The 21,943-nt window shown below is 43.0% G+C and carries 19 protein-coding genes; 10 read left to right on the plus strand and 9 right to left on the minus strand.

The window, feature by feature from the left end:
• Window positions 1-4: 4 nt before the first annotated feature.
• The 3 genes from ACQ4LT_RS13170 to ACQ4LT_RS13180 are packed head-to-tail and all read right to left on the minus strand — an operon-like array spanning window position 5 to window position 1,705.
• Complete coding sequence (locus ACQ4LT_RS13170) at window positions 5-823, minus strand: alpha/beta hydrolase (protein WP_445666546.1); 819 nt, start codon at window positions 821-823, stop codon at window positions 5-7.
• A 55-nt stretch (window positions 824-878) separates the two neighbouring features.
• Entirely contained in the window at window positions 879-1,421 is a 543-nt protein-coding gene (gene thpR / locus ACQ4LT_RS13175; RefSeq protein WP_445666524.1) for an RNA 2',3'-cyclic phosphodiesterase, read from the minus strand.
• An 8-nt stretch (window positions 1,422-1,429) separates the two neighbouring features.
• Window positions 1,430-1,705: an acylphosphatase gene (locus ACQ4LT_RS13180; RefSeq protein ID WP_445666525.1), complete on the minus strand. Its 276-nt coding sequence runs from the start codon at window positions 1,703-1,705 to the stop codon at window positions 1,430-1,432.
• Between the two features lie 170 nt (window positions 1,706-1,875).
• On the opposite strand from ACQ4LT_RS13180, the gene ACQ4LT_RS13185 reads away from it, so the two are divergent.
• From ACQ4LT_RS13185 to ACQ4LT_RS13210, 6 genes are all read left to right on the plus strand, one after another.
• Entirely contained in the window at window positions 1,876-2,814 is a 939-nt protein-coding gene (locus tag ACQ4LT_RS13185; RefSeq protein WP_445666526.1) for a hydrogen peroxide-inducible genes activator, read from the plus strand.
• Between the two features lie 84 nt (window positions 2,815-2,898).
• A complete protein-coding gene (locus ACQ4LT_RS13190; RefSeq protein WP_445666527.1) occupies window positions 2,899-3,846 on the plus strand; it encodes a TerC family protein in 948 nt (315 codons plus the stop codon).
• Window positions 3,847-3,856: 10 nt separating this feature from the next.
• The gene (locus tag ACQ4LT_RS13195) at window positions 3,857-4,294 is read left to right on the plus strand and encodes a hypothetical protein (RefSeq protein ID WP_445666528.1); all 438 of its coding nucleotides are present in this window, start codon (window positions 3,857-3,859) and stop codon (window positions 4,292-4,294) included.
• Window positions 4,291-5,274: a hypothetical protein gene (locus ACQ4LT_RS13200; protein ID WP_445666529.1), complete on the plus strand. Its 984-nt coding sequence runs from the start codon at window positions 4,291-4,293 to the stop codon at window positions 5,272-5,274. Before ACQ4LT_RS13195 ends, ACQ4LT_RS13200 begins: the two co-directional genes overlap by 4 nt.
• Window positions 5,275-5,276: 2 nt before the next feature.
• Window positions 5,277-7,010 carry an ATP-dependent DNA ligase gene (locus ACQ4LT_RS13205; protein WP_445666530.1) on the plus strand — a complete coding sequence of 578 codons (1,734 nt, stop codon included), beginning with the start codon at window positions 5,277-5,279 and terminating at the stop codon, window positions 7,008-7,010.
• A gap of 55 nt (window positions 7,011-7,065) precedes the next feature.
• Window positions 7,066-8,019: a DNA-3-methyladenine glycosylase family protein gene (locus ACQ4LT_RS13210; protein WP_445666531.1), complete on the plus strand. Its 954-nt coding sequence runs from the start codon at window positions 7,066-7,068 to the stop codon at window positions 8,017-8,019.
• Window positions 8,020-8,177: 158 nt separating this feature from the next.
• Here the strand turns inward: ACQ4LT_RS13210 and ACQ4LT_RS13215 are convergent, their stop codons facing one another.
• From ACQ4LT_RS13215 to rsmA, 4 genes are all read right to left on the minus strand, one after another.
• Entirely contained in the window at window positions 8,178-9,998 is a 1,821-nt protein-coding gene (locus ACQ4LT_RS13215; protein ID WP_445666532.1) for a sodium:solute symporter family protein, read from the minus strand.
• A 208-nt stretch (window positions 9,999-10,206) separates the two neighbouring features.
• The gene (gene groL / locus ACQ4LT_RS13220) at window positions 10,207-11,895 is read right to left on the minus strand and encodes a chaperonin GroEL (RefSeq protein ID WP_445666533.1); all 1,689 of its coding nucleotides are present in this window, start codon (window positions 11,893-11,895) and stop codon (window positions 10,207-10,209) included.
• Between the two features lie 55 nt (window positions 11,896-11,950).
• On the minus strand, window positions 11,951-12,244 hold the full coding sequence (groES, locus tag ACQ4LT_RS13225) for a co-chaperone GroES (RefSeq protein ID WP_342520783.1): 294 nt from the start codon (window positions 12,242-12,244) through the stop codon (window positions 11,951-11,953).
• Between the two features lie 255 nt (window positions 12,245-12,499).
• On the minus strand, window positions 12,500-13,276 hold the full coding sequence (gene rsmA, locus ACQ4LT_RS13230; protein WP_445666534.1) for a 16S rRNA (adenine(1518)-N(6)/adenine(1519)-N(6))-dimethyltransferase RsmA: 777 nt from the start codon (window positions 13,274-13,276) through the stop codon (window positions 12,500-12,502).
• A gap of 161 nt (window positions 13,277-13,437) precedes the next feature.
• Between rsmA and ACQ4LT_RS13235 the strand changes: the two genes are divergently transcribed.
• Together ACQ4LT_RS13235 and ACQ4LT_RS13240 are read left to right on the plus strand one after the other, a co-directional pair.
• A complete protein-coding gene (locus ACQ4LT_RS13235; protein WP_445666535.1) occupies window positions 13,438-14,652 on the plus strand; it encodes an alanine dehydrogenase in 1,215 nt (404 codons plus the stop codon).
• 403 nt (window positions 14,653-15,055) lie between these two features.
• A complete protein-coding gene (locus ACQ4LT_RS13240; RefSeq protein ID WP_445666536.1) occupies window positions 15,056-15,424 on the plus strand; it encodes a hypothetical protein in 369 nt (122 codons plus the stop codon).
• Between the two features lie 65 nt (window positions 15,425-15,489).
• Here the strand turns inward: ACQ4LT_RS13240 and acs are convergent, their stop codons facing one another.
• Window positions 15,490-17,388 carry an acetate--CoA ligase gene (acs, locus tag ACQ4LT_RS13245; RefSeq protein ID WP_445666537.1) on the minus strand — a complete coding sequence of 633 codons (1,899 nt, stop codon included), beginning with the start codon at window positions 17,386-17,388 and terminating at the stop codon, window positions 15,490-15,492.
• A gap of 157 nt (window positions 17,389-17,545) precedes the next feature.
• Here acs and ACQ4LT_RS13250 point away from each other — a divergent pair, with 157 nt between their 5' ends.
• Entirely contained in the window at window positions 17,546-20,008 is a 2,463-nt protein-coding gene (locus tag ACQ4LT_RS13250) for a ligase-associated DNA damage response DEXH box helicase (RefSeq protein WP_445666538.1), read from the plus strand.
• 88 nt (window positions 20,009-20,096) lie between these two features.
• Window positions 20,097-20,768 (plus strand): ligase-associated DNA damage response endonuclease PdeM, encoded by a 672-nt coding sequence (pdeM, locus tag ACQ4LT_RS13255; RefSeq protein WP_445666539.1) that lies wholly within the window; start codon window positions 20,097-20,099, stop codon window positions 20,766-20,768.
• 4 nt (window positions 20,769-20,772) lie between these two features.
• Here pdeM and ACQ4LT_RS13260 read toward each other — a convergent pair whose 3' ends face one another.
• On the minus strand, window positions 20,773-21,339 hold the full coding sequence (locus tag ACQ4LT_RS13260; RefSeq protein ID WP_445666540.1) for an RNA polymerase sigma factor: 567 nt from the start codon (window positions 21,337-21,339) through the stop codon (window positions 20,773-20,775).
• Window positions 21,340-21,943: the final 604 nt, after the last annotated feature.

Here is a 21,943-nt window from a genome sequence, read left to right on the forward strand (position 1 = left end):
CTCACTAATTCGTTAAATTATCATTTAAAAATTCCTGCAGTGCTCTGCGATACTTTTCGCCCGTTTCCCAAAATCCGGAACCGTGGGAACCTTGCAGCTCCACAAACGTTTTGGGATCATTGGCCGCTTCATAAAGTGTTTTGCCGTGATGATACGGAATAATCTCATCATCCCGGCTGTGCGCCATAAAAAGAGGAGAACGGATCTGTGTAATATTCTGCAATGTGTTATAGTCATAGCTTATGATAGAGCGCACCGGTAACCAGGGATACAGATCGGATCCTAAATCTGCTGCCGAAGTAAACGTAGATTCGAGAATTGTAGCTGCCGGCTGTTTTCGTACTGCAAGCCACGAAGCAACTGCACCACCCAACGACCGCCCCATAATTACAATTTGATCGTTTTCTATACCTCTTTCTGACACTAAATAATTCCAGGCCGCCCGCGCATCTTTATACGTTCCCTGCTCGCTGGTACTTCCCTGGCTTCTTCCGTATCCCCTATAATCAAAAATAAAAACGTTGAGCCCCAAATTGTGCAGGAGTTGTATTGTTTGTAGACGCCCAGAAATATTACCTGCATTGCCGTGGAAATAAAGAACAGTCACATTGCTGTCATCGCCGGGAACATACCAGCCGTGGAGATCCAACCCATCCTCTGTAGCAAAAGTAACGTCCTCATACGATAAACCAACATCATTGGGGGTATAGGAGATCGATTCTTGGGGATAATACACCATCTGCGACTGCAGTAAGTACATCAATACAACCAGTAAAAGATATCCAACAACAGCACTCAACAGGATCCACAAAAATGACTGCACAATTCGCACAATTGGTTAGGTGAATGGAAATTAATTGATCCAAAGATAACAAAAACTATTCGTCCGACTTCAGCAAATAGGTTTGTAATCGTTGGTGACGGGCCCCATCGGGGTACAGCTTGCTCTCAAAAAGTACAAATTCATCGACCGGAATATCTGGAAGAGCAAACGTTTTGTGCTGATTTATAAATGAGGTGACCGCTCGTTTGGGCGTACTTTTTGTCCGACCTATTGTAACATGCGGTTTATACGGCCGGTTTTCGGGAGCAATTCCCATTTTCTCGCAGCGATCTTCCACTTTTTGATGTAGCTCTTCGAGGATCATATTTTCTTTGATTCCTGCCCACACCACTTTGGGAGGCTTACCTTCTGGAAAACATCCAATTCCCGCTATCGTCATGGAAAATTCCGGATGATCTATCTTATCCAATTCTTCCCGCAATTCAGCAGCAGTTGCTTTATTTACTTCTCCCACAAATTTTAGGGTCAGGTGCATCTGTTCTTGAGACTGCCACCGCAGTCCATCAATGGGTTGTTGTAAACCCACCAACTTTTGTTTTACTCCTTTTGGCAGTGGAATAGCAATAAATAAACGCATAACAAAGGTTAATGATACCGAACCTCAAATTCTTCGTACTCGTCATCAGCTTCTTCAACCGTAACATCAATATTATCTACCCGGCTGGAACCCGGTCCCTGCTCACAGCGGTTTACCATTTCCCTGATATGATCCATCGGTCCTGCAAAAACAGCTTCTACTCGACCGTCGGGCAGATTTTTAACCCAGCCGAAAACCCCTACTTCTTCGGCATTAACTTTTGCAAAATGACGAAATCCAACTCCTTGTACACGTCCTTCGATAAATACATGCGCCTGTTGCATAATTGTTATATCTATGCTTTTTATTAATCTTGAACTCTCAATTGTTTAGTGATTCACGGCTAATGTACTAATCTGAAAGGAAATCTCGAACTTTCACGAATTAAAGTTCTAAAGTTTGTATAATTCCGCCAAACAGATTGTTACAATTTTTGCTTTGAAATAGATTTATTATGACTCTTACGCAACTAAAATATATTATTGCTGTCGATCGTTATCGGCATTTTGCCACTGCTGCAGAAAAATCATACGTCACCCAGCCGACCCTCAGCATGCAGATTCACAAACTCGAAGACGAACTCGGGATCACCATTTTTGATCGATCTAAATCGCCCGTTATCCCCACCGATATTGGCGAAAAAATTATTGCTGAGGCAAAAAAGATCATCAAGCAATCGAAACACATTGAAGATTTGGCCGCTCTTACGGATAATGAGCTGCGGGGTACTTTTCGAATAGGCATTATACCCACAGTTGCTCCCTATTTGCTGCCGCTCTTTTTGCGCAACTTCCGAAAAAAACACCCCGACGTTCGACTTATTTTTGAAGAAGTGGTAACCGATGAACTTCTCGATCTTCTTAACCAGGATCATCTTGATATCGGTATTATAGCCACACCGGCCGATCGCGGAAATATTTTTGAGGAAGATCTGTATTACGAACCCTTTTTAGGGTATGTATCTGAAGATCATCCACTCGCAAATAAAGACCGTCTTTCGGTAGACGATCTGGAAGTAACCAATCTCTGGCTGCTTAACGAGGGACATTGCTTTCGCGATCAAACTGTTAAGCTGTGCAAAAAATTCAGAAAAAATAAGCTTGATAATCCCAAAATTGAGTTTGAAAGCGGAAATCTGGAAACACTGAAACAATTGGTCGAACAAAATTTTGGGATGACGCTTCTTCCTTACCTTGCCAAAAGTCAGATTAATGAACAATGCGCAAAAGCCCATTTGCGAGAATTTGATGATCCGGTTCCACGCCGAAAAGTGCGCATAGTATATGGACGCGAATATCTGAAAAAGAATATTATTGAGGCTTTCAAAGAAGAAGTAATGACATCCATCCCCGATGTACTCAAGAAAGAGGAAGAGGGATTATTAGTCGAATAGTTTGTCCACTGCTCAGCTATTAATTTTGTGAAATATTATCTACTTTTGAGGCTTATTTTTAAAATCTCAAAATAGAAATCCATTTTGGATCATTCCATTCTGCTGTGGTCGATATTTAATGTGTTCATTATCGCGATGCTCATTATCGATCTTGTAGTACTTCACAAAGAGGATGAGCCCGTTAGCATCAAGGAAGCCCTCTACTGGACGGGCGTTTGGATTGCCATGGCACTCATTTTTGGTATTGGGGTTTATTACTATATGGGATCCCAGACTGCCCTTGATTACTATACAGGCTACCTGATCGAAAAATCACTCAGCGTTGACAATATTTTCGTCTTCCTCCTGGTCTTCACTTATTTCAAAGTTCCGGATGAATTCCAGCACAAGGTGCTTTTCTGGGGCATTTTCGGAGCCCTTGTGATGCGCCTGATCTTTATCTTTACCGGTGTGGCACTCATAGAACGTTTTCACTGGATCATTTATGTTTTTGGCGGCTTCCTCGTCTTTACCGGCATTAAACTAGCCATGGAAAAAGACAAGGAAGTCCATCCTGAACGAAATCCCATATTAATATTGGTTCGACGTTTTTTCCCTACCACCAAAAGCTATCACGGTTCTAAGTTTTTTATTCGAAAAATGGGTCGGCTTATTGCCACCCCCCTATTCATTGTTTTGGTTGTGATCGAAACAACCGATCTCGTTTTTGCCCTCGACTCCATTCCTGCCATATTAGCTATTACACGCGATGAATTTATTATCTATAGCTCAAATGCCTTTGCAATATTAGGACTCCGAGCCCTCTACTTTGCCGTTTCGGGCATCATGCGCCTTTTCCACTACCTACATTATGGACTTTCCCTCATTCTTGTTTTTGTCGGGATCAAAATGCTGCTTTCAGACCTTTACCACATCCCCACTCCATATGCATTAGCATTTATTGCCGGCTCACTTGCACTCTCAATCATTGCTTCCATCTTAAATCCCAAAGAGGAAAAACCCGTCAATACCGAAAACCTCCCAGACGAATAATTCTGCAATCATGGATTTGGAAAGCTTTTCAACAAAATGGTTCGCCCTTTACTATTCCGTACTGGCTATTTCTTTGATTGGAACCGGAGGGTATTTTATCCTCAAAAAAGACCAGATTGCTAACTATTTAATCAATAAAGCAGATCACAAAAAACCACCGACACTATTTATCAGGATCTTAAAATATCTCTTTCTTTTCACTCTTCCCGGACTCGTACTTTCATTTACGCCTTTTTCATGGATTGAACTTCTCTTTACTATTTGGAGTTTATTCGTTGTATATATAGCAGGACTTCAGCTGGTGCGTTGGGAGCAAAGTCGAACGCTCATTAAAGCTAACCAACAGCTACCCGGCATTATTAAAAGAAGTGGTGCCATTATGGTGGCAGTGGGATCAGCTATATTTCTGCTGGCATACTTAGTAATCACCCGACATCCAATGTCATGAATATTACCAAGGCAGGATATCACGGAATTCTGCTCCCGGATCTTAACATAGGTTTTGACTACAGCGGGACCGATACCCAGCATACCTTTATTTCGCATGCCCATGCCGACCATATGCCGCGCAATCGCAAGAGCAGCGTTTACTGTACACCCAATACACTAAAGCTCATGCAACGCCGTGGTTACAAGGGCAATGCAACGGTATTGGATTTCGGCGAATCAATAGAAACTGATAAGGCACGAGTCACTCTTTATCCCGCCGGGCATATCCTCGGCTCGGCAATGATATTTGTAGAAAGTGATGAGAACTCCGTTCTCTATACCGGCGATTATCGTACGCCTCCGTCTCCGGCTTCAGAGGGATTTTCCATTCCCGATCAGGTTGACCACTTTATCACCGAAGCCACCTTTGGACTGCCTATCTATAAATGGGATTCTCATGATAAGCTCGGACGGGAAATTCGTTCATTTGCCTCGAACTCCCTCGAAGATGGATATACACCAATATTTTTAGCCTATAATTTAGGCAAAGCACAAGAAGTGACGCATCTTCTGGCACCGCTGGAACATACAGTACAGATCCATGGAGCAGGTTATAAAATGTGTGATGTGTATGAGGAGGCCGGTGTCGATCTGGGCCATTACGAATCTTATGACCGTGAGACCTGTGAAGGCAAAGTTCTAATTACGACTAATTCTGCACTTAACAATGGGTTTGCATCTAACGTCAGAAAGAAACGCATTGCCTATTGTTCAGGTTGGGCGACACGCGAAGCGGCTCGCAGTCAATTGACCGTACACAAACTCATTCCCCTGTCTGACCATCTCGACTTTTTTGAGCTCATTCGCCTATGTGAAGAGTTAAATCCCCAAATGGTTCATATTACGCATACTCCCAATGCCGATGTGGTACAACACTATTTGGATAAACGAAATATCGAGTCACGATTTTTAGATATGGAAATAGAAGAAGATGATTAGCTATGGCTGAGAATTCTTTCCAACAATTGGCAGAAATTGCACAACAGATTAACGAAACGCGCAGCACGAATGCGAAGATCTCCAGTTGTAGCCAATACTTTCGGTCTCTTGATGGTCAAGACCTAAATCTTGCGGCTCAATTCTTGGGTGAGGGGGCTTTTCCATCCATCTCAGGGAAAAGAGCAACGGTAGGCAGTCGCACCTACTCAACTTGTGCGGCCGACTTTTGCGAGATTGACTACGAAAAAGTATTTAAGCCTTGCAAAACAGCCCTGGGCAGCGCTTCCGAAGCCATTGAAAAGCTGATGAACAACATCGAGGCGGCTCGCAAAAAGCGCGAGCCAGCCCAACTAAGTCTTCGAGAGATCGAATCAATTTACGAAGACATTCACAATGTTTCCTCGCGGGCAGATAAACAACAAATTCTACGGAATGCCTGGAAACAAATGACGCCGATCGAGATTAAATTCTTTATCCGAATTATGACGCGGGGATCCTTGCGTATCGGCTTTGAGACCAAAAGCGTGGTTGCAGCACTGGCCAAAGCTTTTAGAAAAGAGCTCGATGAAGTCCGCTACGCCCACATGATTACCGGCAGCATTGGAAAAACAGCCGTACTCTGTAAACAGGATAATCTGGATAAAGCCAGATTCAAACTCTTTCACCCTCTTTCTTTCATGCTCGCATCACCAATAGAGAGTCGCGCCTTGGATAATCTTGATGGTTACATTTCAGAAGAAAAATTTGACGGTATGCGAGCACAAGCTCATGTCAGCGAACAACAAGTTGAACTTTATTCTCGCGATCTCAATAACATTACCCATTCTTTTCCCGAAATTGTGCAATTTTTCTTGAAAAAAGACTTGCCTGATGTCGTTCTGGATGGTGAAATCTGTGTATATAAAAATCATGAAATACTGCCCTTTCAACTGCTGCAAAAACGGATGGGGCGTAAAAAGCCAGACAAAGATATCATGGATAAATACCCGGTCTTATTTATCACCTATGATCTGATTTATCATGACGAGCGTCCCATTTTTGAAAAGAAGCTTGAGGAACGCCGCAATTTACTTACCAAATTATCGCGAACCCATGATCTTCCTATTACCAATCAATTTGAAGTCGAAGACCGTGACCATCTTGATGAACTATTTGAACGTGCTTTGGCTCACGGCAATGAGGGTCTTATGCTAAAAAAAATTAACAGTACTTATGAATACGGTCAGCGTAGAAAATCGTGGCTCAAGGTCAAAAAGCCAGGCGGCACACTCGATACGGTAATGATGTATGCTCATGCCGGTTCCGGGAAACGCGGTGGATATTATTCTGATTTTACGCTTGGTATCCGGGTTGCAGAAGACGAGCGCTACGAAGAAGAATACATTCCTATTGGCAAAGCATATGCCGGTTATACCGATGAAGAAATGAAGCGATTAAACGATCGCATTAAAGAGCTAACCGTCGAAAAATACGGACCTACTCTGGGACTTATTCCTGAAATTGTCATAGAATTAGAGTTTGACGACATTCAAGAAAACAAACGAACCAAGGCAAACTACTCGCTGCGGCTCCCTCGTTTTAAGGCTATTCGCTGGGATTTATCCCCCGAAGACGCTGATACACTCAAAGACGTAGAACGGATGTATCAACAGAAAATTGATAGAGAACGGTTGAAACAAGAGAAAAATCCATCATTTTATATTGAACAGACAGATCCTGAAACAAGTACAGGTTGAGAAGATTTAAAATATATTATACCAGTTTTATATTCTAAATTCCTAATTTATTATTATGAGTACCTGGACACTTAAATCAATACCACCGCACGACTGGTTTTTATGCTTAGATATTGATCAGTATTTCGATCACGAACACGATCCCGAAAAATTTTTTGAAGAGGGATTTACCCGTCCCATTCCATTAGAGGATCGAGATATTCTTGTCACCTCTTTTTTCAATGGAGATTCGGAAAATCCTGAATTTCACTTTGAAAGTCCGGAACCCCTGAGCAAGGAAGAAATCGATCAAGCTAACAAAAGCTTAGCACGCATTCTTGGAACCAACATCGATCTGCGACCTTTTTATGATCAGGCTGCTGATGATCCCGTTTTAGGTTCTTTAATAACTGAATATTATGGATTCAAACGAATGGCGCGCGCGAACCTTTTTGAAGACACGATCAATCGCATTGTTCAAATGCGGCTGTCACATAAACCCACAGCCAAAAAGATGGTCTATAACGTGCGCAAGAACTACGGATCGCTCATCAATGCAGGGGGAGAAAACATCCCGGCCTGGCCGCGGCCCCATCAGCTAATCAAGGCTACGCCTATGGGCATCCGACAGCTCGATCCCGGTCCCACCAAACGCAAGGGCGAATTCATCATTGGCTTTGCAGAGGATCTGCTTTCCGGTGAACAGGATCTACATCATCTGGAAACATGTCCCCCGGACGAATTTTATGATACGATTTCAAACGTACGCGGCGTAGGCCCCACCTCCGCCCAGCAGCTGATGCTCTTCCGTGAACGTCCCGATGCCGTTTTCCCCAGCAACAAAAAGAAAGGCAAAGAAAAGGGCCACAGGCGATGGATTATCTTAAACTACGGCGGCGATCCCGATAATACCTCCGAAGAAGAATTTCAGGAAATGATTAAAAACTGGAAAGGATACGAAGCCACCGGACTTGAGTTTCTGTTTATTGATTGGGTGATGAGGGAAAAGGAAAAGAAACAGAAAGATTAAAACTCCTCATGTCATGCTGAAAAAAGTACTACTACGCCAATACTTCGTAATACAATTCGGATGACACTTTGCCAAATTTTAAAACTTTCAACGCATTCCAAGAACCCTATCAAAGCACATCTCATTCCATAGCATCGCTGTAGAACAAATATCTCCGGCTATTCTTTTTCAAACAGCTCTTCATCCGGACGAATTCTAATCAGCTTGCGCCATGCCTTGTAGAGTAACATGGATGCTATGACTGATACAACTGTAATAACAGAGGCCAGGATCCACTTGCCGTAGATCCAGTAGCCGGTGGCAAAAAGTGCCCCATAAACGGCGATACATCCCAAGACCATACAAAGCAATCCCTGGGGAACGCGCCATGCTTCATCTTCAAGCGGTTCAAGATCTTCTCCCTTTTCTTTAGCACGATTAATTACATTCTGCCAGCCGGGTCCGCCGGGACGTGCCGCCTCGCAAAATTTAACGAGCGTTTTATAATCCGTAGGCCGCGTCATAAACGTTACCGAAAGCCAACCAATGGTCGTTACAATCACCCCAATAATAAGTTCCTGCCATCCGGTAACTTCCGGAAGCCCCGTATGGGGATGGCCAAACTGGAAATATAAAGCAACGGCAAAAGCAATAAACATAGCCGCGATTTCACTCCCCGCATTAATACGCCACCAGAACCAACGAAGAATAAATAACAGTCCTGTACCGGCACCGATTTGTAGAATGATCTGAAAGCTATCGAGTGCATTTTGTAGAAGCAAAGCAAGAGCCCCGGCTACAATCATTAGAATCACAGTAGAAATACGACCAACAGTCACAAGTTCTTTTTCTGAGCTTTCGGGACGCACAAACCGTTTATAAAAATCATTTACCAAATAAGAAGATCCCCAATTTAGGTGGGTAGAAATGGTAGACATATAAGCTGCTGTCAATGAGGCAACCACCAATCCCAGCCAACCCGTGGGGATAAACGTAAGCATTGCCGGATATCCCATATCGTGATCGGCTACGCCCGAAGCATTGGGGAACGCCTCTTTTAAATCAGCAACTTCGGGAAAGACGATGATTGAACACAATCCCACAATAATCCATGGCCAGGGACGCAAGGCATAGTGAGCGGCATTAAAAAAGAAGACTGCAGCGATAGAGTTATTTTCGTCTTTGGCTGCAAACATTCGCTGGGCAATATATCCGCCACCACCCGGTTCCGCGCCGGGATAATAGACGCTCCACCACTGTATAACCAAGGGAATAATAAAAATGCCAATAGCCTGCGAAGGATCAGAAAAGTCGGGTAAAATATTGAGTTTACCTACTACTTCTTTGTGTTCCAGCAATCCACTGAGTCCGCCAACCTCAGGATGATTTAATGCCACATAGGCAGCAATTAAACTTCCACCAAGAGCTAAAAAGAACTGGAAAAAATCAGTGAGCAGTACACCGCGTAATCCACCAAGTGAGCTGTAAATAACTGTGACAAGCCCTCCAATTACTACGGTTTCAACGGGAGACAATCCCATTAACACTCCACTAATTTTTATTGCCGCCAACGATACGGTCGCCATTACAACCACATTAAAAATAAAGCCAAGATATACGGCGCGAAATCCGCGCAAAAAAGCCGCCATCTTGCCACTATAACGAAGTTCATAAAATTCGACATCCGTAAGAACGCCCGAACGCTTCCAAAGATTGGCATAGACAAAAACGGTGAGCATCCCTGTAAGAAGAAACGCCCACCACACCCAGTTACCAGAAACGCCATCGGTTCGAACAATATTAGCAACCAGGTTGGGCGTATCCGTGGAAAAAGTAGTAGCCACCATCGATATCCCCAGCAGCCACCACGGCATATTCTTCCCGGCGGCAAAAAATTGCTCTGAGTTCTTACCCGCCTTGCGCATTACCCATACGCCAATGAGCAGAGAAAACAATAGATAAGCTCCAATTATAGCCCAATCGATGGGAGCAAGTATCATGGTCGTATTTTATAGATTGTAGTTTATCATCAGAAAGAACTCTAACAAACATAATTTTATTGAGATGCTCAACGGCTTTATATTCTAACACCAAAATTTCTAACTGAGAACTACTACTTATTCTTAACCAAATAAAAAAGCCCCGTCCCGAAATCGGGACGAGGCTTTAAATCGTCTTATGAAAGACGGTTTCTTAAGAACGGTTGGCTTACATCATGCCACCCATTCCGCCCATTCCGCCGGGCATACCGCCTCCCATGCCGCCGCCGGGCATTCCACCGCCGCCAGCAGGTCCATCATCGTCATCGTCGCCTTCAGAAGGCTTATCAGAGATGATAGCTTCAGTTGTCAGCATCAAGCCAGCAACAGAAGCAGCATTTTCAAGAGCAGTGCGTGTTACTTTAGTAGGATCAATTACGCCTGCTTCGATAAGATCTTCATACTGCTCGGTTCGAGCGTTGTATCCAAAGCCATCTTCGCCTTCAAGGACTTTCTGCACAACGATGGAACCTTCAGCACCGGCATTGTTGGCAATAATTCGAAGCGGCTCTTCAAGCGCACGACGAACAATATTGAACCCAACTTTCTGATCCGGTACTTCAGCTTCTAACTCATCCAGTACTTTGCGAGCACGGAGCAGCGCAACGCCACCACCAGCTACAATGCCTTCTTCAACAGCGGCACGAGTAGCGTGGAGTGCATCTTCAACACGGGCTTTTTTCTCTTTCATTTCTACTTCAGAAGCAGCACCAATGTTGAGTACTGCAACACCGCCGCTCAATTTAGCGAGACGCTCTTGCAGTTTTTCGCGATCATAATCAGAAGTGCTGGACTCAATCTGTCCTTTAATCTGATTTACGCGTGCTTGGATATCGTCATCTTGTCCTTGACCGCCAACAAGCGTGGTATCATCTTTTGTGATGTTGACACGATCAGCAGTACCGAGAAAATCAAGCGTAGCATTTTCGAGCTTGTAACCACGCTCTTCAGAAACAACAGTACCATCGGTCAAGATTGCGATGTCTTCCAACATCTGCTTACGACGATCGCCAAATCCGGGCGCTTTAACAGCTGCAATCTTAAGCGATCCGCGCAGCTTGTTAACAACTAATGTAGCCAGCGCTTCGCCTTCAATATCTTCAGCGATGATAAGCAGCGGCTTACCGGTTTGAATAACTTTTTCGAGGATGGGAAGAAGATCTTTCATATTACTGATCTTACTATCGAAGATCAGGATATAAGGTTCTTCCATTTCAGCGACCATATTTTCGGAATCAGTCACGAAATAAGGTGACAGATATCCGCGGTCGAACTGCATACCTTCTACCGTTTCGAGATAGGTTTCGGTACCTTTGGCTTCTTCAACAGTGATAACACCATCTTGGCCAACTTTTTCCATTGCATCCGCAATGTTTTGACCAATTTCTGCATCACCGTTGGCAGAAATAGTACCAATTTGCTTGATACTTTCAAGACTGTCACCAACAGGTTGGCTCGTTTTACGAAGTTCTTCGACAATAGCTTTAACTGCTATGTCAATGCCTCGCTTCAATTCCATCGGATTAGCACCGGCCGTAACATTTTTCAGACCCGTTTGAATGATGGACTGAGCAAGAACGGTAGCCGTCGTTGTTCCGTCGCCAGCATTATCACTGGTTTTGGAAGCAACTTCCTTCACCATTTGAGCGCCCATATTTTGTCGCTTGTTGGACAGCTCAATCTCTTTTGCTACAGTAACACCATCTTTTGTAACCGTTGGTGCACCGAATGATTTTTCGATTACTACGTTTCGTCCACGCGGTCCCAAGGTGACCTTGACAGCATTCGCAAGCTTATCAACGCCCTGCTTGAGAGCATCGCGCGCTTCCATATCGTAATGAACTAATTTTGCAGACATAATTGCCTATTTAATTTATTGAGTTTTTGTTTGAAAAAATGTTGAAAGAATTGCGTTAGTCAACGATTCCAAGAATGTCGGATTCTCGCATAATCAGATACTCTTCGCCATCCAGCGTAACTTCAGTGCCGGAATACTTTCCATAAAGCACTTTGTCGCCTTCTGCTACCGACATATCAATCTTGTTACCGTTTTCCACCTTGCCAGGACCTGCAGCAACTACAGTTCCTTCCTGAGGTTTTTCTTTTGCAGAATCAGGAATTATAATTCCAGATTCAGTCTTCTCTTCCGCAGGTGCTGGCTGAACCAGAACACGATCGCTTAACGGTTTAATTTTAGATTTAGCCATAAGTATGACTCCTAATTTTAGTTATTAGTTGAAATTTGAAATTCTTAAATCCAGCAATATTGCTGTTAATACTTTTGAAATTCTCTGTTTGAAATCACATCAATTTCAACAGGGTTATAGGTGAGCAAGTACCATACCAAACTTTGAGAGAAAAGCATTTTTATCCGACGACCGCCGTCAAAAGTCTTAAAATCGCTAAATAGAAATAGTTTTAATTTCGACAGTTTAAATAAAGAAAATGGAGTGGTCGAAATTTCAGGTCAAAATGCCATCTTCTACAAGTTGTGCTGTCAACTTTTCATATTCGGAGGGTTCCCATGCCTCGGCCCGCTTGTCAAAGTCGAAGCCGCTGGGCTGGTTATCCTTACTGACGACCGGCTTCAGAGAGTTGCTTAACTTTTTACGCCGCTGATTAAAGGCTGTTCGAACAACAGTTTTGAGATTTTTATCCGTACAATTTAATCTCCCTTTATCAAAGGTCAGCTTTACAATGGCACTTTCTACATTTGGCTGCGGACTAAAACAATGTCGGGATACCGGGAACAAGATTTCGGGCGTGCACATCAGCTGTGTTTGTACACTTAATATTCCGTAATCTTTCGTCCGGATATCAGCCACTAATCGCTCGGCTACTTCTTTCTGCATCATCAGTAGCGCATCGGACATCAGATGACGATTTTCAAGTAATGAGAACAAAATCTGACTGGTGATATAATATGGAAGATTTCCAACTACATGCGTTTCTTCTTTCCCTATAGATAACTCCTCCCAATCAACATCCAGCACGTTTTCATGATGAATTTCCAAATCATCAAATTTTTGTTTCAATATTTCTATCGCCCGCTGATCCAGTTCCACGGCAACAACATCTTCGAACCGTTTTAACAAAGCACCTGTCAGAGCCCCCGTCCCGGGACCAATTTCAATAACACGTTCTCCCTTTTTGGCAGGAATAGCATCAGCAATTTTGCCAATAATATTTTCGTCGGTTAAAAAATGCTGCCCTAAACTTTTCTTTGGTCGGATACTCATTTATATGAATTAAGAATGTGGAATTTAGAATTAGGGATTTTTTATACACACCAAAATATTGATTACTGGCGACATAAATCCTAATTCATAATTGTCTTTTTTGCTTAGCGTCAGTAGGTAGATTAAATTAAGCTACGTTACTTCTCGTAAAATAAATAAATATGGATATCAACCCCCTGGAAACAGAACAAATTGGAATACAGACGCTGGAAAAGCGCCTGATGAAATTGGAATCCAATATCTCCCTAAAGATAGGGGTACCAAAGGAAGTCTCCAATGATGAGCGCCGGATTTGTCTAACGCCGGGTGGAGCTTCGGTGTTGATAGCTAACGGCCATGAGGTCTTTATCGAACAAGATGCCGGTGCCGAAGCCCACTTTACCGATGAGGAATTTGCCGACGCCGGTGCAGAGATTGCTTTTGGTATTGATGAGGTGTACAAAAAGTCTGATATGATTGTTAAAGTTGCACCGCCGTCGGATTCTGAATTGGAGCTTCTCGAGCAAGATCATACTCTCCTTTCTGCGCTACATCTGGGTAACACCACCGAAGAATTTATTGATCTTCTGATCAAAAAGAACATTACCGCCATTGGCTTTGAGTTTATTAAAGGGGAAGACAAAGAGTTCCCTATTGTTCGCATGATGCACGAAATTACCGGATCGATGTCGGTACAAATTGGGGCCCACTATCTTGAAAAAACCGAAGGAGGACAGGGTATCATGCTGGGTGGCATTTCAGGTATTCCTCCTGCTACTGTTGTAATTTTAGGAGCTGGTATCACGGCCGAATATGCCGCACGAACGGCCTTGGGATATGGTGCCCAGGTGTTTGTGATGGATAACGATCTGGCGCGGCTCCGTCACCTCGAAAATGCTCTCGACCGGCGTATCATTACCGCTACGGCAAATTATCAATATCTGTCATCGGCACTGCAGTATGCTGATGTTGTAATCGGTGCTGCTATGTCTGAAGGCGAACGTGCTCCCTGTTTAGTTACCGAACCGATGGTCTCTTCCATGAAGCCTGGCAGCGTTATCGTAGATACCGTAATCGATCAAGGCGGTTGTATAGCCACCAGCAAAGCTACCACACATTCAAAGCCTACATTTATGGCACATGATGTGATTCACTACTGTGTACCCAACATCCCTTCCAATGTTGCCCGCACTGCCACTTATGCCCTTAATAACGTGATTGTACCCTACCTGTTGGCCATTGGTGATGCGGGAGGAATTCGGGAATGTTTATGGACAAACACAGCCCTACGCAACGGCACTTACGTTTATAAAAAACATCTCACCAAAAAATCACTCTCCAAAATTTTCGATATGCCCTATCGCGAAATTGAGATGCTGATTGCCAGTCAAATTTAACTTTCGACCCTTTTTATGAACTTAAATAAATCTACAAAAATCATTCTGGGGATACTAACATTCCTCCCCTTGCTATTTACAATCAGCATTCTGGGTTTTATCGCTTTTAATTTTTTCTCGGTATTTTTTTCACAGGAGCCCAAAATGCCCCTAATGTTATTTTCCTATCTGAGTTATATCCTTCCCTACGCATTTCTCATTATTCTGCTTGCCTTGGGATTATTCATTTTTTACATCGCTCATATTATTCAAAACTCTTTTCTGGACACTGAAAAGCGAATTTTGTGGATCGTTGTTGTGTTTCTTGTTTACGGGTTTGCAATACCCATTTACTGGTATATTCATATTTGGAAAGAAAACTCTGCCAAAGCAACCAAGGCGGATAAACTAACACACGATTACTATGAACCAAGAGCTCAGTCCCAAGAATTTTAAGCGTATCAGCATTATCAACTGGATGCTCAGCGTACCGTTTTTTCTACTTTTCGCCTGGCCCTACTGGTACCTTGCAAACTTATCAGGGATTGAGCAGTTCATCGTTTACACAGGGTGTTGCCTATTTTCCATCCCCTTTATGATTACTATTCTTCACGGTCATGTAACTATGGCACTGGGCGAAGCACATCGGCATCACTATTACGATTGGCTGGCCGATCAGCCCCTTACATACGGCTTATTTTTTCATCCTGTAATGATGCGCACCCGGTTTCGACTTATTCTTTTGGTGATAAGTATTTTATTGTTCATCATTGGATTTTTCCTCTCGATATGAAATAAAAAAGGGACACATCAACTTAATGATGTGTCCCTGTAAATATTTCTAAATTCTATTGCCGATCAGTATGCGGTTCCTTCTACGATTTCCTCCACCACACTGGGATCAAGCAACGTTGAGGTATCACCCATATCATCGGTTTCACCGGCCGCAATTTTGCGTAAAATACGGCGCATAATTTTTCCGGATCGCGTTTTGGGTAATCCTTCAACAATCTGAATTTTATCCGGCTTGGCAATAGGACTAATTATTTTGGAAACCAAGTCATCGATTTCCTTTTTAAACGTTTCCGGTTCCGAAATACTATTGTCACACGTCATAAAGGCAAAAATACCTTCGCCTTTAACATCATGCGGATATCCCACTATGGCAGCTTCTACCACTTTGGGATGTTCGTCAATGGCATTCTCAATTTCAGCCGTTCCCAATCGGTGACCAGAAACATTAAGCACGTCATCAACACGACCGGTAATGCGATAGTAGCCATCCTCATCGCGACGACAGCCGTCACCCGTAAAATAATACCCGGGATAATCTTCAAAATAAGTTTCCATATAGCGCTCCTGATTCCCCCATATTCCACGGGTCATGCCCGGCCATGGCTGCTTGATCACAAGGTTCCCCTTAACGCCGTTACCACTAATCTCCTTGCCATCATCGTCCATGAGAGCAGGTTCAACTCCGGGCAGCGGCAGTGTAGCAAATCCGGGCTTGGTTGGCGTTACTCCCGCCAGCGGTGAAATCATGATACCGCCCGTCTCGGTCTGCCACCACGTATCAACAATCGGACATTTTCCATTCCCAATCTTATCGTGATACCAGTGCCAAGCCTCTTCGTTAATCGGTTCACCCACCGATCCAAGTACTTCGAGCGAACTTAAATCGTACTTGTTAACATATTCAATATCCTCTTTCATCAGTGCGCGGATAGCTGTTGGAGATGTGTAAAAGTGCGTCACATTATACTTTTCACAGACCTCCCACAGACGACCGGGATCAGGATAGGTTGGCGTACCCTCAAAGATGATACTGGTTGCACCATTCAGCAATGGGCCGTATAAAATGTAGGAGTGCCCTGTAATCCAGCCCGCATCAGCCGTACACCAGTAAACAGAATCTTCTTCAACCTGGAATACATTGCGGAATGTATAACTTGTATAAACCATGTAACCGCCACAAGTATGCACCTGTCCTTTGGGCTTACCGGTTGATCCGGAAGTGTAGAGAATAAACAGCGGATCTTCGGCATCCATCTCTACGGCTTCGTGCTCTTTGGATGCATTTCGAATCAGCAGGTGCCACCATTCATCACGTCCTTCCACCCAATTGATATCACGGTTAGTACGCTGGCAGACAACCACCTTTTCAACCGTAGGACATTCCTCAAGGGCTTCATCAGAAATATCTTTAAGGGGTACATGCTTTTCACCGCGTCGCAACCCATCATTGGTGATGAGCATTTTAGCATCGCAATCCTGAATACGCTCGGCCAGCGACTGCGCAGAAAATCCGGCAAATACAATAGAATGCACCGCACCAATGCGAGCACAGGCAAGGGCTGCAATCATCAACTCCGGCGTCATTGCCATATAAATTGCTACACGGTCGCCCTTCTCAATACCTTTAGATTCGAGAACATTGGCAAAACGGCAGACATCTTCATGCAACTGTCGATAGGTAATCGTCCGTCGAAAAGAATCTGGGTGATTCGGTTCAAAGATAAAGGCTGTTTTATTACCGATGGTATTCAAGTGGCGATCCAGGCAATTTTCGGTAATATTCAGCTTGCCACCTTCGAACCACTTTACATTTCCCTCCTCAAAATTGCCACTATGCGTTTCATCCCATCGGTCGCGCCAATAAAACGTCCCCGCTTCGTGCTCCCAAAATTTCTCGCGATTTTCAATACTATCATTATAAACCTCTTTGTACTCTTCAAAGGAATCAATATTTAACCACATAGCAATTGTATTTTAGTTGGAAATATTCTTGTCTCGCAAACCATCTATTTTAAATAATTAAAGCAGATAATCAAGTCAACTAAAGAAACAAATTATATTCAAATCATTTCCGTTAATAAATCTTACCCGATTTGAAATAAACAAGATTTCCATCTTAATGAAAAACGACGGCTATCAAAATATTGAACAATGGTTTGCCCAACGCGGATGGGAACCATTTGACTATCAACGGAAAGTTTGGGAAGCTTTTTTATCCGGAAAGAACGGATTGCTGAATGCCCCCACCGGCAGCGGCAAAACGTACGCCCTCTATATGCCTCTGCTCATCCAATGGATTGATGAACATCCGGAGACATATAACGAACTCACAGACAATGACCTCCAACTTTTATGGATTACTCCGCTCCGGGCTTTAGCCCGCGATATTGAGCAAGCACTACAGCAGGTTGCTGATGACCTCGAAATACCGTGGAAAATTGCCCGTCGCACTGGTGATGTCTCATCCTATAAAAAGCAAAAAATAAAAGAACAGATGCCTGAGGTGCTCATTACCACACCCGAAAGTTTGCATATCCTGATGGCCCAAAAAGGTTATAAAAATTACTTTTCTGATTTGGATGCTGTTGTCGTTGATGAATGGCACGAACTTTTGGGATCCAAGCGCGGTATTCAGGTAGAACTTGGTTTGTCTCGATTAAAACACCTGCGGCCGGAATTAAATATTTGGGGGATTTCGGCAACGATCAGCAACCTCCAAGAAGCCCATGATGTATTGCTGGGAACTGATGGTACTAAAGAAGATTCTGTTATCATTAAAGCTGATATAGAAAAGAAGTTAGAGCTACAATCTGTTCTGCCTGATGATGTCGAAAAATTTCCATGGTCGGGTCACCTTGGCACAAAGTTACTGCCAAAGATTTTGCCCATCATTGAGGAAAGCCGCTCTACGCTCATTTTCACTAACACCCGCTCCCAATCAGAAATTTGGTTTCAACAACTGTTAGAAGCCAAACCCGAACTGGCGGGTACTATAGCTTTGCACCATGGATCACTCAGCAAAGAGGTTCGCCGCTGGGTTGAAGATGCCTTGCATGAAGGCCAACTAAAAGCAGTTGTCTGTACTTCAAGCCTCGACCTCGGCGTTGATTTTACTCCTGTTGAAACAGTAGTACAAGTCGGTAGTCCCAAGGGGGTTGCACGCTTTTTACAGCGGGCCGGGCGCAGTGGTCACCAACCTGGATCTACCAGCCGCATCTACTTTGTACCAACCAATGCCCTTGAACTAATCGAAGCAGCTGCACTTAAGACTGCAGCCAGGCATAAAGTAGCGCTCGAAAGCCGCGATCCCATCCTAAAACCACATGATGTGCTTATACAATACCTTATCACGCTGGCGGTTTCAGATGGATTTATCCCCAATAAAATCTATGAGGAAGTTAAAACGACCTTTGCTTATCAAACACTCACTCAAAAAGAGTGGAACTGGATTTTGAATTTTATCACTACAGGCGGACAATCACTCTCGGCCTATGATGAATACTCCAAAGTGATTGAAGAAGACGGTCTCTATAAAGTCGTTGATAAAAAAATTAAACGCCGCCATCGCATGTCAATTGGTACGATAACCAGTGATACCATGATGAGCGTCAAATATCTAAATGGAGCACATCTGGGCAGTATCGAAGAATGGTTTATTGCATCATTAAAACCTGGGGATAAATTCTGGTTTGCAGGGCGAAGCCTAGAACTCGTACGAACGAAACAAATGACCGCTTATGTACGCCGGGCTAATACATTCAAAGCAAAAGTACCCAGCTGGATGGGCGGACGTATGTCATTATCTTCAAACATGAGCAATATACTGCGCCAAAAAATGCATCAGGCTATTGAAGGCTCTGCCGATGATATTGAACTTGAAACGATTCAACCTATTTTGGATGTACAAAATGACTGGTCCACTTTGCCAGATGATGATGAATTGCTTATTGAACAAACGACTTCTCGGGAAGGCCACCATCTATTCTTTTATCCCTTTGAGGGACGTTATGTCCACGAAGGGATGTCCGCTTTAATTGCCTATCGTATTTCACAACTGACACCGATCACCTTTTCTATTGCCAAGAATGATTATGGCTTTGAGCTGCTTTCAGATAAGAGTATTCCCATAAAAGAAGCCCTTGCACAAAATCTTTTTTCTGACAAAAATCTCGTTGAGGATATCTTTGCGAGCCTGAATGATACCGAGTTAGCCAAGCGGCGATTCCGCAGTATTTGTCATATTGCCGGACTCATTTTCAAAGGGTTCCCGGGCCAGCAAAAAGCCAGTCGGCATCTGCAATCTTCGTCGAGTTTATTTTTTGATGTATTTGATCAATATGAACCAGACAACCTATTACTCCAGCAGGCTTATGATGAAGTGCTTTCCTATCAGCTTGATGAAACCCGATTACGGAGAGCTTTAAAACGTATTCAATCCCAAAAGATAACACTCAAAACCACCGAGCGATTTACGCCACTGGCATTCCCAATCATGGTTGATCGATTGCGTGAACGGCTGAGCTCTGAAAACCTAATGGATAGGGTACAGCGAATGCAATTACAGCTCGAAAAGCATGTATAAATTGATACATTAATACTGCAAAGCTATACCAAATAACAACAAGAATATATTCTTTTTAATACAAGATAATTACCTTTTTCCTTTCGCTATGACATCCAATGCACGGGCCTTCAACTTTAAGCATCAACGTCTCTGGCTATTACCCCAAAAAGCAATTTACTGGCAAAAGCGAAAAACGCTATTGGTTGCTGATCTGCATATTGGAAAATCCGGGCATTTTAGAAAGAATGGCATTGCTGTTCCCGAGGAAATTGCACAATCAAACCTCAACAAACTCGATGACATTGTTCAACTTACAGAACCCAACCACCTCATTATTTTGGGCGATCTCTTCCATAGTAATATCAATAATGAATGGAAGCAGTTCATCAAGTGGCGAAAAAGTCATTCCCAGTTAGAAGTAAGCTTGGTTGTTGGAAATCACGATATTCTTGACGCCGAGAACTATCACAAGGGGATTATAAATGTATTTCAAAAGTTATCAGTAAACCCTTTTCTATTTATACACGATATTAGTGACCTCTCTGAACGCCATAAAAATAGATATCCTATAAGCGGACATATTCATCCAGCAGTTCAGCTAAAAGGCCCTGGTCGACAAGCAATGAAGTTGCCCTGCTTCTATTTTGGAAAGAAATATGGAATTTTACCAGCCTTTGGCGGCTTTACAGGTACACACGTAATTGAGCCGGCGAAAGAAGATCAGGTTTTTATGATTGTAGATTCCAAAATACTATCCGCAAAAGAACTACAAAATTAACGTCCTACTGCCGCCATTTGCGTTTAAAACAGTGATGTAATCGACTTAGAATACGCGATTTTTTAGTACGTACGTTAGCTCCGCTGATGTCAAAGTGAGCACTCGCTTCTTTGGTAGTAGCATCCGGTTTGTCAATAAAATACTCGATAAAGGTGCGCGACTTTTCTCGGAGTTCATTCAGGCAGGCCTCCAGAATAGCCTGACGATCCTTATCCATTAGATTCTGGAACTGCTCGGCGGGATCCACCAAATGATCCTCATGATCTTCAACAGGATTGTTAAAACGATGCTGCTCTTTGGAAAGACGAAAATACTCGTGCCGGCATGCACGAATCATATAGCTGAATATATATTTTTCCTCTCGGATATTGTCTTTCTTTATCTGTTCATAGACATTAAGAAATGCTTGTTGAGTACATTCCTCTGCGTCTTTTTCATCGGCATTAAGCACCACTTGCAAGTAGTCTTTAAGTCTATGCATTAGTTCTTCCAGCAGCTCATTAGCCTCATCTTCCCTATTCTGCTGAAGAGCATATACCAATTCCGAATAATCAACTCTGGAGTTACTCAAGGTAGTCTATAAACCTAAAATTAACTGACCCATTCATCACCAAATGAACAAAAAAGCCTTCCGTAGTAATTCTGTTTTCTAATATATAACTATTGAATTGGCAAACAAATATTAGAATGTAATTTTAAATTAGATAAATAATTATTTATCTAAATATTAATATTTCTCGTAACATATAATTATAAAATAACTCTTATAATCTGGTATTAAATATAATTAGAAACAAAAATTTAAGTTATAATATAAATTTGTTACAAAATAATTTTATACAATATAGCTTGCAGACAAAGCTTTTTTTGTAACAAATCAAACTTTGAGTACTCTTGTATTCGTCTACCAGTATATCCTTGAGCTACGAATCTGGCTTTTTCAGGATGCACTAAAATCACAACGTTACAGATTTAATCTAAACACAAAATCAGGAATCAGTTATGAAATCTATCACACACAAACTTCTCGCTATCATTTTTAGCATTGCACTGTTCACCGGCTGCGCTTCGGTTACCGATCCCGGCCTCGAAACCCAGGAGCAAGCCGACATCGAGCAGCCCACGCAAGTTGACACCCCTGACTTTGGCACCGAAGCAGGCATGGATCCCATCGT

The sequence above is a fragment of the Fodinibius sp. AD559 genome, assembly GCF_052712805.1.

Excerpts from the sequence above, each read along its gene's own strand:
- thpR (WP_445666524.1), bottom strand. The coding sequence starts at position 1,421 with ATGCGTTTATTTATTGCTATTCCACTGCCAAAAGGAGTAAAACAAAAG.
- ACQ4LT_RS13180 (WP_445666525.1), bottom strand. The coding sequence starts at position 1,705 with ATGCAACAGGCGCATGTATTTATCGAAGGACGTGTACAAGGAGTTGGA.
- ACQ4LT_RS13185 (WP_445666526.1), top strand. The coding sequence starts at position 1,876 with ATGACTCTTACGCAACTAAAATATATTATTGCTGTCGATCGTTATCGG.
- ACQ4LT_RS13195 (WP_445666528.1), top strand. The coding sequence starts at position 3,857 with ATGGATTTGGAAAGCTTTTCAACAAAATGGTTCGCCCTTTACTATTCC.
- ACQ4LT_RS13200 (WP_445666529.1), top strand. The coding sequence starts at position 4,291 with ATGAATATTACCAAGGCAGGATATCACGGAATTCTGCTCCCGGATCTT.
- ACQ4LT_RS13205 (WP_445666530.1), top strand. The coding sequence starts at position 5,277 with ATGGCTGAGAATTCTTTCCAACAATTGGCAGAAATTGCACAACAGATT.
- ACQ4LT_RS13210 (WP_445666531.1), top strand. The coding sequence starts at position 7,066 with ATGAGTACCTGGACACTTAAATCAATACCACCGCACGACTGGTTTTTA.
- ACQ4LT_RS13215 (WP_445666532.1), bottom strand. The coding sequence starts at position 9,998 with ATGATACTTGCTCCCATCGATTGGGCTATAATTGGAGCTTATCTATTG.
- groL (WP_445666533.1), bottom strand. The coding sequence starts at position 11,895 with ATGTCTGCAAAATTAGTTCATTACGATATGGAAGCGCGCGATGCTCTC.
- groES (WP_342520783.1), bottom strand. The coding sequence starts at position 12,244 with ATGGCTAAATCTAAAATTAAACCGTTAAGCGATCGTGTTCTGGTTCAG.
- rsmA (WP_445666534.1), bottom strand. The coding sequence starts at position 13,276 with ATGAGTATCCGACCAAAGAAAAGTTTAGGGCAGCATTTTTTAACCGAC.
- ACQ4LT_RS13235 (WP_445666535.1), top strand. The coding sequence starts at position 13,438 with ATGGATATCAACCCCCTGGAAACAGAACAAATTGGAATACAGACGCTG.
- ACQ4LT_RS13240 (WP_445666536.1), top strand. The coding sequence starts at position 15,056 with ATGAACCAAGAGCTCAGTCCCAAGAATTTTAAGCGTATCAGCATTATC.
- acs (WP_445666537.1), bottom strand. The coding sequence starts at position 17,388 with ATGTGGTTAAATATTGATTCCTTTGAAGAGTACAAAGAGGTTTATAAT.
- ACQ4LT_RS13250 (WP_445666538.1), top strand. The coding sequence starts at position 17,546 with ATGAAAAACGACGGCTATCAAAATATTGAACAATGGTTTGCCCAACGC.
- pdeM (WP_445666539.1), top strand. The coding sequence starts at position 20,097 with ATGACATCCAATGCACGGGCCTTCAACTTTAAGCATCAACGTCTCTGG.